The 14,186-nt window shown below is 36.3% G+C and carries 11 protein-coding genes; 2 read left to right on the forward strand and 9 right to left on the reverse strand.

Annotation, left to right across the window (positions count from 1 at the left end; genetic code table 11):
* The 5 genes from F6K22_RS12035 to F6K22_RS12055 form a co-directional block, all read right to left on the reverse strand.
* Nucleotides 1-189 (reverse strand): hypothetical protein (locus F6K22_RS12035; protein WP_293097545.1); only part of this gene is annotated, 189 nt, incomplete at its 3' end.
* Nucleotides 190-385: 196 nt separating this feature from the next.
* Nucleotides 386-1,540, reverse strand: a complete 1,155-nt coding sequence (locus F6K22_RS12040) for a hypothetical protein (protein WP_293097548.1) — start codon at nt 1,538-1,540, stop codon at nt 386-388.
* Nucleotides 1,498-2,214, reverse strand: a complete 717-nt coding sequence (locus tag F6K22_RS12045; RefSeq protein ID WP_293097551.1) for a hypothetical protein — start codon at nt 2,212-2,214, stop codon at nt 1,498-1,500. Before F6K22_RS12045 ends, F6K22_RS12040 begins: the two co-directional genes overlap by 43 nt.
* 801 nt (nt 2,215-3,015) lie before the next feature.
* Nucleotides 3,016-3,951, reverse strand: a complete 936-nt coding sequence (locus F6K22_RS12050) for a glycosyltransferase family 2 protein (protein WP_293097554.1) — start codon at nt 3,949-3,951, stop codon at nt 3,016-3,018.
* Between the two features lie 8 nt (nt 3,952-3,959).
* Complete coding sequence (locus F6K22_RS12055; RefSeq protein ID WP_293097557.1) at nt 3,960-5,003, reverse strand: WD40/YVTN/BNR-like repeat-containing protein; 1,044 nt, start codon at nt 5,001-5,003, stop codon at nt 3,960-3,962.
* A gap of 54 nt (nt 5,004-5,057) precedes the next feature.
* Between F6K22_RS12055 and F6K22_RS12060 the strand changes: the two genes are divergently transcribed.
* Both F6K22_RS12060 and F6K22_RS12065 read left to right on the forward strand, forming a co-directional pair.
* Nucleotides 5,058-5,198: a hypothetical protein gene (locus F6K22_RS12060; RefSeq protein ID WP_293097560.1), complete on the forward strand. Its 141-nt coding sequence runs from the start codon at nt 5,058-5,060 to the stop codon at nt 5,196-5,198.
* A gap of 290 nt (nt 5,199-5,488) precedes the next feature.
* Nucleotides 5,489-5,806, forward strand: a complete 318-nt coding sequence (locus F6K22_RS12065) for a PAN domain-containing protein (RefSeq protein ID WP_293097563.1) — start codon at nt 5,489-5,491, stop codon at nt 5,804-5,806.
* Nucleotides 5,807-5,918: 112 nt separating this feature from the next.
* On the opposite strand, the gene F6K22_RS12070 is transcribed toward F6K22_RS12065, so the two are convergent.
* The 4 genes from F6K22_RS12070 to F6K22_RS12085 form a co-directional block, all read right to left on the reverse strand.
* Nucleotides 5,919-6,275, reverse strand: coding sequence for a sulfotransferase domain-containing protein (locus F6K22_RS12070; protein ID WP_363273393.1), 357 nt, complete (start codon nt 6,273-6,275; stop codon nt 5,919-5,921).
* A 168-nt stretch (nt 6,276-6,443) separates the two neighbouring features.
* Nucleotides 6,444-8,198: a hypothetical protein gene (locus tag F6K22_RS12075; RefSeq protein WP_293097566.1), complete on the reverse strand. Its 1,755-nt coding sequence runs from the start codon at nt 8,196-8,198 to the stop codon at nt 6,444-6,446.
* Nucleotides 8,199-8,375: 177 nt separating this feature from the next.
* Nucleotides 8,376-8,852, reverse strand: coding sequence for an ankyrin repeat domain-containing protein (locus F6K22_RS12080; RefSeq protein ID WP_293097569.1), 477 nt, complete (start codon nt 8,850-8,852; stop codon nt 8,376-8,378).
* Nucleotides 8,853-9,094: 242 nt separating this feature from the next.
* Nucleotides 9,095-14,186, reverse strand: a 5,092-nt coding sequence (locus F6K22_RS12085) for a trifunctional serine/threonine-protein kinase/ATP-binding protein/sensor histidine kinase (RefSeq protein WP_293097572.1), incomplete at its 5' end; no start/stop codon positions are given.

The following is a 14,186-nucleotide window of genomic DNA, read 5'->3' on the forward strand; positions in this document are numbered from 1 at the left end:
TAAAGGACTTTTTTTGTTCTCTCTTGGGAGATTGGATATGGCGTTTAGCGTTCCGCACAACGCGCGTTTTTCATGTCGCGCAGCGAAACGCGGAGCGACTTGAATTGTGTTTCGCTTTCCTACGGAATAATTGCGCAAACGCGACATGAAACGCGGCTCTGCATTCAGAGGGAAACCTTGCCATCCCATCCTAGGTCATGCTCCGCTTTCCGACCGCTGTCTTGGTCGATTGGAGGCAAGCGAGGAGACCCGCTCTTGACAGAGCCGCTTCGAAGTTCGCCATCCCATCCTTCGGAATGCTCCGCTTTCCGACCGCTTTTTTCTCCACGGCGAGTGAGAGGCTTTAAACCTTAATTTTTCGGTAAGTAACTATAGTAAACAACACTTAATTTTTGTTAATCAGATGATTTCTATCTAATTTATAAGCTTTACCTACTTTAGCATCAAACGCCCAAGCTGAAATTTTCCACTGACCTTTTGGTAAAAGCTTACCAGCAATTGTTTTTTCCCAACCAGCATTCAAATATGCAGGATTATTAAATAGTTGAACTAAACTTTCTCTGGGAGTTTGAGCAGACATTAAAATATCAAATATAATCCAATCATCTGCTTGATTTTTATAAGTTAAAATAATGGCATCAGCAGGTTCATTTCGCTCTGGTAAAAATGCCCAACCATTGACAAAATACCAATTATTTAAAGGCATTATTGAATCTAATGAACCGTACCTTTTACCTTTCTGTTTTTTAGTAGCAATCGACTTCGAGTTTGCTGAGGCGATCGCTTCAATATTGTCGCCGATAACTAAACCAGGTTTTAACATTCCGAGGTTATTAAGTTGATTGGCTAAATATTTGATATCATCATAATTATTTAAAATTTTTTCTGCAACACAATACTTATTTTCTATGAGATTAATAAATGACAAACAAGTTTTTCCATCCATTCTTAATTGATATATACTCTGAATTTCCTTGAGACTGTAAGTAAATGATTCCCCATTTAAAACAAGTAATCCCAATATAGCAACTACAGCAGTAATTTTATGGAGCCATACTTGGGATTTTTGCAGATATGTTTGACTATAAATATGACTAACAACTATTGGTAATAAGTGAATAATAGCAACGATTAGATAGATAGAAAATGTTGTATATTTTGAAGACAAAGCAGTTTCAACTCCCAAACCAACTCTACCAACAGAAGTTATTAAAGCACTAACTATTGAGTAGAAACCAATCGTTATCCAACCTATCATTCTCTCTAACAGAGAATTGTCTTGAATATGTTTGATTAGGTAAAGGCATAAACAGAAAAATATTGCTATTTCTACTCCACCAATAAATGTCGAATAAATTAGAGGAGATATTTGATAACCAGAACCCAAGGGAGAACCAATAAAGGCTAAGAAAAATTGTAAAGTTTGTTCTGGATTCTGAAATGCTGGTATGATACTAGGGCTAACTTCTGGTTTACGATAATCATAAAAATAGATAATTATATTGTAATAAAAACTGCTATCCAACCTAAGAATAACCATTTTTGTTTCAGTAAATCTGACCTTGATTTTGCTGCAACTAATGTTAGTACAGGTAAAATAATTACCCAAGCTATCATGCCATTAGAATAAGAAAAGGTGCTGATGATGCAAAGCATCATACAAATTAAGAATTTATATCTAAGATTGAGGCGAGAATAAACAACGGAAATTGCAGTAGTAATACAAGCAATAGGCATGAAAACTACTAATTGAATTCCCCAAAACCAGTTATCATATTGAATTGCAGAAAATATCAGAATATTTGCTAAAAAAGCTATGAGTAAAGTTGGGAATATCTTAAATTTTACGGTTAATCTATTGAGGCGATAAATATTTAGAGAAACTAGACAAGCTAACAAAAATATTGCCAGCATTTCATATCTCACATCCCAGTTAGTTAAATATGCTAGTCCGAGAAAAATTAGACGTGGAAATAGCTTTCTACTTTCATTATGTTGAGCAATTAAGTCTTGCCATGACAAAGAATTTTGGGAAATTTTGATAAATAAATGAGGCATGAGATTCCATTGGTCCCAATAGGGAATATTAACGCTGTAAGTAATAATTAATATTCCAATTACAACTGCTGGCAATATTACTAAACCTATGCCGATCAAATGTAAAATCAGCAAGTTATTGTTTAGTATTTTTTTTCTTTTAATCATCTGGGTCATTTCAGTTATCAGTTATCAGTTAGCCTCCTATGGTCGGAACTGCGCAATTCAGTACCTCTGCAATAAGGAGGCTTGACCTTGGCGAATATTCTCTTTTCTCTTGGTCGTTTTGCGGAGCGACTTGAATTGCGTTTGCGGAGCATTCCGATAGGAAAGCTTTCCGTAGGATGGGATGCTGAGGAAACCTACCCATATCCAATCACCAATGCGAGAAAAGTGCTCTTGAATTTCCTGATATTCAATTCCGTTACGGTTTTAACCAGAGGTAATTATCCATTAATGAAAGGAGTTTTAGACTTGATATAGATATTATTATCTAGTTTTGTTAATTTCTCAAATACGCCATCAACTTGATTGCCTAAGCAGCTATCTATAATACCATTTCTCAAAAATCTTGCTATACCTGATTCGGTGGGGAAGTGTGGGGAGCGTGGGAGGTGGGGGGAGAGGTAAAAGTAGGAATAATCTACACTAACCGACTAATAATTGTTAAAAACAGACTTTGAATCTTGGTAAATATTTGACTATTGAAGTATAGCTGAAGTATAGCATTAATGCATGGTAATTGGTAGAATTTCATTACTAATGAATTATAGGAACAATCAAATACAAACAAAAAGTTATATTTTTTGAATCAAGATATTATTCAATTTATAAAGCCATCCTTCCAGTAGTTGTAATTAAAGCACTAATCACTCTGTACAAATCAATCATTACCCAGGTAATAGTAATAATTTCAAGACAATAAATGTCTGAAGACTGTTTGCCCAGCATTCCGCAGGAAATGCTTACAAATTACTTTTATTCCTCAAAGCCAATTTTTTCGTTAATAATATAGTAAGGTCTTTGGCGAACTTCATCATAAATTCGACCGATATATTCTCCAATAATTCCTAAAGAAAGTAGTTGAATTCCTCCCATAAAAAAAGTAGTAGTTAAACCATAAGCCCAGGAGAGAAATTCTTGCCCTAAAATAAATTTAACGTAAAGACCAATTAAGCCAATAATAAAAGATACAATTGCCGATACTAAACCTAGAATAGTTGCCATTTTTAGAGGAATTGTAGAAAAAGAAAATATCCCATCAAAAGCAAGTTTAAATAACTTAGAAACTGACACTTTAGGCTCACCTCTATATCGAGGACCCCGTTCTACATAAACTCCTATTTGTTTAAATCCAGCATAAGCTCTTAAGCCACTTAAATATTTATTGCGTTCTGGCATTTGCCGTAAGGTTAGAATAACTTTTCTATCCATTAAAGAAAAGATTCCTGCATCCATGGGAGTTACAATTCCTGATAACTTTCTTTGGATGTAATAAAAGCTTTTAAATGCTAATCGTTTTAACCATTTTTCTTTGCGGTTTTTTCTAATAGCATAAACCACATCATATCCCTGTTGCCAAAGTCGCGAAAAACTGATAATTGCTTCTGGAGAATCTTGTAAATCTCCATCCATTAGAATAACTGCTTTACCATTAGCATGATCTATTCCAGCAGATAAAGCACATTGATGACCGAAGTTTCTGGAAAAGCTAATAATTTTTACTTCTTGACTTTTATGACTTATTTCTTTTAGCAGTTCAAAAGAATTATCTACACTCCCATCATTTATAAAAATTACTTCACTACTCCCATCAAGTCTGTCTAAAACATCTGATAATCTTCGCCAGAGTTCAGGGATAATTTCTGATTCGTTGAAAATGGGAATAACTACAGAATAATCAATATTTTTCATAGTGATTTTTAATGCTTCGCATAAATCATACGATCTTCAGACTTGAACAGACCATCAAAACCTGCTAGGAAACTGACGCTGCCATCTGTAGAGAACTCCAGCTCAGTAAAGCTAGGTTGCTTCATATCTTCAGCTTGGGGATCGATTATGAGTCCCTGAGTTCTGGGTTGCCATTCTTGGCCATCCCAGTAAAATAACCCAGTATTTGCTGTGGAAACAAACAGTTGTGGTTCATTTTGGGAACCTGGAATAATTTTGATATCTTTAACAAGCTCATTGGCAATCGGACTTACCTGTTTTTTCCAAGTTTTGCCTTGGTCAGTGGTTTGAAAAATACCCTGGGTTTCCGTCGCCAGCCACATTGAACTGACTGGTCCAACTACCATAGACTCAATAGCAACAATTGGACTATCTAGTGGTACGCCAGATGCAGCGCGATCGCTAGCTTGCCAAGTTGCTCCGCTGTCGCGAGAGACCAAAAGTTCCTTTGTATTGGCAGCAATGACTAATTTGCCATCATTAGAAAAACCAAGAGTTTCAATAGGACTTTTACTTTGGAAGACCTGTTGCCAACTCTCCCCAGAATTTTGAGTTAAGTAGAGTCGATCGGATATACTTGCTAGGACAATCTTTGATGAAGTCGGTGAAACAATTATATGGTCTATAACAAGTTCATCTAAACCTTTACTGGTATTTTGCCAGGTAAGTCCTTTGTCTGATGAGCGGTAGATTCCATCTCCACGTGTTCCCAGAAATGCCAAACCATCATTTTGCTGGCTCAACTCTATATCTGTGATAAACAAACTAGAATAATCTAAACCCTGAGTAATACGCTGCCATGAAGCGCCTCCATCAGATGAACGATACAGGTTATTTCTAACAACAATTAATACTGTTTGATCTTGTTGATAATTTGGTGATACTTCAATGTGTGTGACAACATCATGTGGACGATGCGCCACTGAGATACCCATATTTACAAGTATTGCCATTAGGAAGGCAACTAATACTAATCTCAAAAATTTCATGATTCGGGAAAGGCTTTGAGTCATAAAAATTATCTGCTCAAAAATACAGTTATTTTCACAACATTATCTTAGCATGCTATGGATAATACCATTTCGCTCGAAGATTCTTATATGCTTGCTGAATGGCAGAAATCAGAAGTAGGGAAGTCTGATAATTCTGCTTATTACAATTCCCTACTCCGGATATTTACCCAACTTTTTTCCAATTGGTATAATTGAATTATTTGCATCCTTGCCTGACTATTGACTTCTATCTCCTGAATTCTGTCTCAAGCGATCGCAACTTTTGCTTTGTTAGTTACTCAAAATACCAAAACTCTGACTATTGTTGCCACAGTGAAATTTTCAAATGCTAAAGGAAAGGTCAATTATTGTCTGTAGTTATTGGATCGCTAAAGTTGCTGAGAAGGAAAAATTAAGAAAATATTAGAGAAAAAGGTCTTCATCTGAGGGAGAGATCAAAATATTCTCAAAGTATTTTTTGAAAAGCACCCAATATGGAGAAACAAATGGAAAGATTGTGGAAAATGATCCCAGGAATCATGCTAGTAGCATTGGTTTTTTTCGGTACGATGCTGGGAAATGTAACCTCAGCTCTGGCAGAGGATATGGGACCATTGTCCCCTGATGTATTTATCCGAGGCCGACAGCTTGCAGTTATTGATGTTTCTAGCCCAGAAGAATGTTCTAACTTATGTGAAAACGATTCTGAGTGTATAGCAGTGAATTGGTCTCGACGTACATCAACTTGTACGGAGTTAATTGCTTATTCTTCAGCAGAAGCAAATGGAGGCTATGTTTCTGCATTAAAACCTCAAGGTTACTAATTGCAATTTTACGATCTACCTTTTAAGAGCGATCGCTTATATCTAGGAGCGATCGCTCTTTTTTAGTATTTGGCCAAGGAGCGATCGCTTGGCGGTAAGAATAATTATTTATTCAACAATACCAATTGAATTTTCTATCTAAGTATTCTTCTAATTGTTGATTAAAAGGTCGAAAATAATCATTCATAGTTTGACGAATTGACTCAGAGATGGGAGGGTATTTACCTTGATTTACTTGTGGATATTGTGGAAGTTGATATGACTCTACTCCCAAAAATTCAAAAACTTCATTGACAGTAGTTTCAGGAGTAGCAAATAAATCTTCACTTTTCACTATTAGAAACTGGTTTCTGGGAAAAATTTCCATCCACTGACTCAGATGTTCAATATATTGGCTGCGTTTAATATATTTACTAATACTGAAATTATTTAATGAGTTGATATTAGATTTTCTCGTTATGGATTCTATTTATGATACAATTAATTGTGTGGTGTGAAATATAAATCTGTCTCGGAAGTTGTTAGCGCAGCTCCTCTGTTTCGCTACGCGACATGAAAAGCGCAGCTCCTCCGGAGGAGGCAAGAGGCTAGCTGACGGCTGAATGCTTACCAAAAATTTACCTCTGAAAAATAGTTTCTATCGGTTGTTTATATTCTGAATTATCTGATTTTTTTTCAACAAAAATGCTTTACCAGTGTCGGTATCAAAAGCCCAAGCTTTAAGTTTAACTGTTCCTTGGGCAATTTCCTCAATAGAAAAAGATGTTTGCCAACCTGAATATAAATAAGTTGAATTATTAAAATATTCTCTCACACTAGGTCTGGGTGTTCTCTGATTAATTAACTTAAATATTATTGCTTCTCCTTCCGAATTTTCATAAGTTAAAATTACTCCATCAGCAACTTCGCCTCTTTCTGGTAATATTGCCCAACCATTAGCAATATAAGTCTGGTTATCAATTTGATTTACTGTATCAAAATAACCATAAACTAAGTCTGATTTTGGCTCTTGTGCAATATCTTGAATATTTTTACTCTTGACTAATCCTGGTTGTAAAAAACCTAATTTATCTAAAATATTAGCAGTCTTTTTTAGAGGTTCAGAACTTCTTTTCATTACCAAACATTCATCTTGATGGATGACATTTATCATCAATAAACAAGCTTTACTTTGAAGCAATATAATTCGGCGATCGCTCATCCTGTCTAAAGCATTAATCGTAGTATTAATATGTAAAGCTAAGAAAACAGTAATAAGTAATAAGGAATTATATCTAATTAACTTTTTCCGAGTATTGTTTTGACTAGCTATCTGGAAAAAAATAGTCAGTAGATAAATCAAAGACACCATCAAATATAATGAAAAAGCTGTATATCTTGGAGCCAAACCTTGACCAACACCAAAACCAACTCTACCTACCGCAGTTACAGCTCCACTAATAATTGCATAAACTCCAATTATTAGCCAAACAATGAGACGATGTAATAACAAAAAATCTCTTTTAACGAATCGAAAAAACTGCCAACAGAGAAACATCCACAAACCAAATACCAAAACTCCGACTATTGTTGCCACAGTTAAATTTTCAAATGCTAAAGGAGCACCTAAAAAAACTAGGAAATAATGAAATGTATCAACTGGATGACTTATTGCTGAGAAGAAACTCGGATGTTTATCAGGTTTTTGGTAATCATAAAAATAAACAACTGCATTGATAACTAAACCCAACAAACCACCAATAATTATCCAAATATTTTTAGTAAAAATTTCCTGCCATTTTCCAGATGCTAAAATTGTTAATCCTGGAAAAACCAATACCCAAGTCAACATTCCATTGGCATAAGAAAAAGTGCTAACCGTACAAAGAAAAAAACAAATTATCAACTTATTTATTAAACTTATTTTTTTCTGCGCAATAACTAAACAGCCAGTTAGACAAGCAATAGGAAGATAAACCACAACCTGAATTCCCCAAAGCCAGTTTTCATATTGGGCAGGAGAAAAAATTAGTAAATTAGAAATTGCTAAGAGAAAAAGTTGAGTAACAAAACCACCTTTTACAGTTAAGCTACTTAACCAATAGACATTTAGAGAAACAATGCAAGTCAACAAAAAGATTACCAACATTTCATACCTGACATCCCAATTTGTCAAATAAGCTAAACCGATAAAAATTAGCCTAGGAAAAAATTTTCTACTTTCATGGAACTGAGAAAATAAGTCACTAAAAGAAAGATTACCAGCATAGATTTTCTCAAACATGATGGCTAGAGGCCATTGGTCAGAAAAAGGAAAATTTACACTATACTTGAGGATGCAAATTGCCATGAATAAAACTGGCAAAAAAATCAGACAGAAAATCGGAATTTGTTGGCGGTTTTGTTGCTGCATAAATTATTTAGTTAAAAACTATTTATTTTTACCGCAAAATTAAGGTTGAAAGGCTCTAATTTCAGCAATAAAAAAGAAAAAAATATTTTTCTCCAATCCTCTTCTTGAAAAGAAGAGGTAATAATTAATTATTATTAATTATTAATTGTTGAATGTATGTTGAGAAAAAAATTAATCTCATTCACCATCGCGCATCTGCTTCAGCAACTCCACCACATTCTTATGACCTTCCGAATTTGCCCAGACTAAGGCGGTCCATTTATTATTATCTTTCGCCTTAATCTCTGCTCCCTGGTCTAGTAAAATTTGCACTAGACTAATATGACCACTACCAGCAGCAGTCATTAAAGCAGTCAAGCCAAAATTCGTAGTAGCATTAACATCAGCACCAGCATCTAACAACAGTTGCAAAATCTCCTGGTTGCCACTAGCAGCAGCACTCATCAAAGGGACCCAACCATCAGGATCATTGCCATTGACATCTGCACCAGTAACCAGCAATTTTTTCACTATCTCTACATGGCCAGCTTCAGCAGCAGCAATTAAAGCAGTTGAACCCTCCGAGTCTCTGGCATTAATATCCACATCCCCACTCAGCAAAGTTTCAACTTGAGAAATATTTCCAGCTTTAGCAACGTTAATTAATTCTGTCATTGAATTTTCTCCTATAATTTAGTTTCATTTAGTGGAATTGCTGAAATACGGTATGAAATTGCTAAGAATCTAAGTTTTTAGTCCAAAATTAAGAGTGCAAATCATACCTAGAACCTACCCAAAGTTGCGGAAAAAAACTCCTTTCTACCTCCTGACTCCTGACTCTTGACTCCTTTAATATCATACATTTATTCAGCAACGCCCAAATTTCCTCCTACTCCCTACTCCCTTTTTTCTAATTATTAATTATTTGGCAAACTAATTATAAACTCAGTTCCTTTTCCTAGTTCTGAATTACAAGCTATTTTACCTCCATGTTTTTCTACTACTATTTGCCGAGAAATTGATAAGCCTAATCCTGTTCCTTTTCCTACTCCTTTTGTGGTAAATAAATGCTCAAATATTTTCTGTTTCACTGACTCACTCATTCCCATTCCATTATCTCCTATACGAATAATTACCTCTTGTTTTTCATCCTCAATTTCTGTGGTAATAGTAATCTGATTTGGGGAGGCTTTTATTTCGGCGAAAGTTTTACCATAATTACTTTCTTCTAAGGCATCAATCCCATTAGCAATTAAATTCATAAATACTTGATTTAATTGCCCTGGATAACAATTAACTTCTGGCAAATTTCCATAGTTTTTTACTACTTCTATTTCGGGGCGAATTTCATTGGCTTTGAGTCGGTGTCTGAGAATTAATAAGGTGCTATCTATTCCTTCATGGAGCTTAAATGGTACTTTCGCTATTGTATCCCCGCGAGAGAAAGTTCTCATTGATTTACTAATCTCTGCAATACGTTGTGTTCCTTCTTTCATAGAATCAATAGTCTTAGGCAAGTCTTCGAGCAGATAATCTAACTCGATCGCCTCCATTTCTTCGTCGATTTTTTCCCCTGGTTCAGGGAAAGTTTGGCGATAGAGGTTCAATAGGTTAATCATGTCTTGGATATAATCAGAAGCGCAATCTATATTACCCGAAATAAAACCTACTGGATTGTTGATTTCGTGAGCAACTCCGGCAGTTAATTGACCAATGGAAGCCATTTTTTCACTTTGAATAAGTTGTAGTTGTGTTTGCTCTAATTGTTGGGCGTAATTCTGGGATTTCTGATACAGACGAGCGTTTTCTAGAGAAATGGCTGCTTGGGAACAAAGTAAACTTAATACTTCCACTCGTTCGGTGGTAAATGCTCCAGTAATTTGATTGTTTTCTAGGTAGAGAATGCCGATAAGCTTACCGCGGTCTATTAAGGGTAGACATAAAACAGACTGGGGTTGGTGTTTTTGGATATAAGCATCGCCTGCATAAGCATTGTTGTTAATAGCGTTATCAAGAACTAAAGGCTTTTGGCTGCGCTTAACTTGGTTGATAATACTTAAAGGTACTGCCTGACTGGTGTCCATATTCACAGGGGCAAAGGTGAAAGTTTCTTGCCCAGTAACAATAGCTCTCAGCATTAATTCTTGTTCAGTAAATAGCATCAATGCCACAGTTTCAGCACCAGCATTTTCTTTGACTACTTGCATTAAATTAGCTACTGCTCCATCTAAGGATATATCTTTTGAGAGGGTGCGTGATGCTTTCATAATTGTAGCTAAGTCTAATATTTCTCCTACTTCTGTTTTAGTTTGGGAAATTGTTCCTTGAGTTAAACTGGTGAAAGTAGCACTGGAGAGGAAGCTAAGTTTTGGCTTTTTGAGAATGGGTATGAGGAGGTGAGGATAGCGTTTTTCTAGGTCGTCAGTTTTGGCTTTTGCTCCCCAACGGGCGTAGCAGTAGTAGGCTTCCTGCATATAGATACAGGCAATTTTCTCTTTGCCACACTCAAGGTAGAATTTAGCTGCAAGTTCATTAGCGAGTGCTTCTTCTTGGATATATTCGTTTTCTTGAGCTAATGAAATAGCTTGGTCATATAATTCACTCGCCTGCCATTTTTCTCCTAACACTCGTGCTTTTTCTGCTTCTACTAAATCGTATTTATGCTGGCAATTCATTGGTGCATGATGCGCCCAATCTTTCAACTTTTCTTGATTTTCTGCTAATTGCAGCCATATTTGCTCTCGTGCTTCCTGGGTAGACTCTGAATACAAGACCAATTTGGTTAGGGAATTATAGAGAGAGTAGGGTGGCAATACCGGAGTTCCAGTTAAAGCCGATAAATACTTTTCAGATTCCATGCATAAGACTCCTGCTTCAGGGTAATTGTTAAATAAGTAAGCTAACATCAGCTTATTAAAATACAAATATGCCAAAGCTAAATAGTTGTGATTTTGAAGATAAATTGGCAGAAATTTCTGTTCGTTATATATTTCTCCATCTAAATTCCAAGGTGCTTCAGATTCCTGTTGCAAATTCGTCACGGCTTGCCAAAATATATGCAAAAGGTTTGCAGAAGATTCTTGCTGAATTTCTTGCACCTTTAAACCATAAATTTCCATGTCTTGACTGAGTTCTTTCAGTTCTTTACCAGGGATATAGGAAAAGTAGCAGTAGCTGACACCCCCATAACCTGCAAACTCGAAATCGCCTGTCTCTAATCCTTTGAGATAAACTTCTTTCAAACCAGGTACGGTGCCGTGGAGGCTTTCTTTCCAATGGGAGACACCAACATTAATAATATAGAGTGTTTTTGCTTCCAGACTCCTAACATTCAGTTGAGATAAAACTGAAAGAGCAAGCTGTCCAAATTGATAGCCGATTTCGATGTCTTGTAAAATGCCACATTTCATCATACCGTAATTAGCATAAGCAAAAGCAGATACTGGGGCGTTACCATGTTTCACAGAGAGAATAATTTGTTTAATTACTGTGATCCAGCAGAGATTTGGATTCGTGAAAAAAGTCAGAGCAAATAGACTTGATAAAATTTGCACAGTTGCTAGGATATTAGGGTTAGTCATTTGTGGTAGATTAGCTAAATCTGGAATTTCTCGATCGCTAGTGAGGAAATAAATTTCAGATATACCTTGTTGCAAATCTTCTTCGGTAGGGTTTTCCGGCAAGTTTACCCCCAAATATTTGAGAACATTCAAACCAATTTCCACCCCATCTAACAATCGGTCTTGAGAAACGCAAGCTTGTATTTTGATTTGATAAATTTTGATTCTTTCGAGAAATGTCTTAGTCTTGTTAAAGAAAATTTCTGAGAGTTTTTCCATAGTCTCAAAATCGCCATTGAGGTAGGCTAATTCAACTGATGCTTCGTAAAGTTCGAGAGTCAGTTGATAACAATTTTGCCAACTTTGTGAATCAAGCAAATTAATCCCTATTTTGGCATAATTCCAAGCAGGTTGATAAGCAGCAGAATTTTTAGCTTTACGACTGGCAATGAGGTTGTAGCGAGCGACTTCATTTTTCTCTTTTTGCTGGCTTACCAATTCTATTCCCGCATTAAATTGAGAAACAATATTGAAGATATTCGCTTCAATTTCTCTTGGTTTTGTATGATTAGCCAACAAGCGACCAATTTTCAGATGAGTATAACGTTGACGCTCTTGAGGAATCAAGGAGTAAGCCGCTTGTTGTACGCGATCGTGTAAAAACTTATAAACTACTGAAATCTCCTCAAGTAAAGCTTTTTCTTTCTCCTCGGTTCCTTGAAAAAACTTGTAAATATCGCCCAAGGGCAACACAAATCCTTCTTGCAATGCTCCCCACAAACTATTTGCCACTTCTAGCTCAGACTGTTCGCTCACCACTGCCAAGGTTGACAAATCAAACTGATTTCCAATACAAGCGGCTAACTTCAATATTTCCCGCGCTCTTTGTGGTAACTTGTGCAACCTGATCGCCATGAACTCTACTACATCATCTGTCAGTGCCAAAGACCGCACCTCTGTCATATTACACTGCCAATAACCGACATCAAAATTAAAACTAATCCACCCCTCCTGGTATAATCCCTGAAGAAACTGAGTAGCAAAAAACGGGTTTCCTTGAGTTTTTCTATAGACTAATTCAGTTAAAGGCAACGCCATTTCTAAATTACAACTGAGAGTATCTGCTACTAAATTATTTAGATCTGCTTGGCTTAAAGGAGCGAGAGTTATAGTGTTTAAAGTTCCTCCAGACTTAACAATTTCATCCAGCATCAGTATCAACGGATGAGCAGGAAACACCTCGTTATCCCGATAAGCACCTAATAATAATAGATAACCTGTCTCGGAATTACTCATCAGCAATTGCATCAATTTCAGGGATGCCGAATCTGCCCACTGAAGGTCATCAATAAATATGACTAGAGGATGATTTTCTGTGGCAAATACTTGAATAAATTTGGAAAACAATAGATTAAAGCGATTTTGTGCTGCACTGCCAGAAAGTTCGGGAACTGCAGATTGTTGACCAAGAATTTTTTCTAACTCCGGAATCACATCAATAATTACCTGTCCGTTTTCCCCTACAGCTTTAAGTATTTTAATTTTCCACTCCTCCAATTGTGCGTCGCTTTCGCTCAACAGTTGCCCCATTAGGTCTCGGAATGCTTGCACGAAGGCATAAAATGGTATATTGCGCTGAAATTGCTCAAACTTGCCTTTGATGAAATATCCCCGCTGCCTGACTATGGGTTTGTGTACCTCGTTAACAACTACTGTTTTACCTATCCCAGAGAAACCTGCTACTAGCATAATTTCTGAACCTCCCCCCTTTTCCAGGGGGGATTGAGGGGGGATTGCTACTCGCTCGAAGGCATCTAGTAAAGCTTGTACTTCTGTTTCCCTGCCATATAATTTTTCGGGAATCAGGAAGCGATCGCTGATATCCCGCTCTCCCAACTCAAAATACTCAATTTTTCCTTTTTTTTGCCATTGTCTCAAACATTTTTCCAAGTCATATTTTAAACCCAAGGCACTTTGATAACGGTCTTCGGCATTTTTCGCCATTAACTTGAGGACGATATCTACCAGGGCGGTCGGTACTTGAGAGTCTGGCGTCGGAGGAGTTTTTGTAATATGACAATGGACTAATTCCAGGGGGTCAGTAGTATCAAATGGTAAGACTCCATTTAACATCTCAAAAAAGGTTACACCCAACGAATAAAAATCGCTTCGATAATCTATACCTCGATTCATCCTACCAGTTTGCTCTGGGGAAATGTAGGCTAAAGTTCCTTCTAGGACACTGTAGTTTTGAATAGTTTGAGTTTCTTTTGGCAAAAGACTAGAAATACTAAAGTCAATAATTTTTACTTGCTTAGTTTCTGGATTAATTAGTATATTTGCGGGTTTAATATCTTTATGAATAATTCGATTTTGGTGTAATTGATAGATAATTTCTGCTATTTGAATAGCTATGTCTAAAAATCTGGATATGTCTTTGGCCTCACGG

It is taken from the genome of Okeania sp. SIO2F4, assembly GCF_010672385.1.
In the GTDB taxonomy this organism is placed as follows: Bacteria; Cyanobacteriota; Cyanobacteriia; order Cyanobacteriales; family Microcoleaceae; genus Trichodesmium.

What these genes read in the sequence shown, in the direction of transcription:
- F6K22_RS12040 (WP_293097548.1), bottom strand. Translation starts at nt 1,540, where the DNA reads ATGGTTATTCTTAGGTTGGATAGCAGTTTTTATTACAATATAATTATC.
- F6K22_RS12045 (WP_293097551.1), bottom strand. Translation starts at nt 2,214, where the DNA reads ATGACCCAGATGATTAAAAGAAAAAAAATACTAAACAATAACTTGCTG.
- F6K22_RS12050 (WP_293097554.1), bottom strand. Translation starts at nt 3,951, where the DNA reads ATGAAAAATATTGATTATTCTGTAGTTATTCCCATTTTCAACGAATCA.
- F6K22_RS12055 (WP_293097557.1), bottom strand. Translation starts at nt 5,003, where the DNA reads ATGACTCAAAGCCTTTCCCGAATCATGAAATTTTTGAGATTAGTATTA.
- F6K22_RS12060 (WP_293097560.1), top strand. Translation starts at nt 5,058, where the DNA reads ATGGATAATACCATTTCGCTCGAAGATTCTTATATGCTTGCTGAATGG.
- F6K22_RS12065 (WP_293097563.1), top strand. Translation starts at nt 5,489, where the DNA reads ATGGAAAGATTGTGGAAAATGATCCCAGGAATCATGCTAGTAGCATTG.
- F6K22_RS12075 (WP_293097566.1), bottom strand. Translation starts at nt 8,198, where the DNA reads ATGCAGCAACAAAACCGCCAACAAATTCCGATTTTCTGTCTGATTTTT.
- F6K22_RS12080 (WP_293097569.1), bottom strand. Translation starts at nt 8,852, where the DNA reads ATGACAGAATTAATTAACGTTGCTAAAGCTGGAAATATTTCTCAAGTT.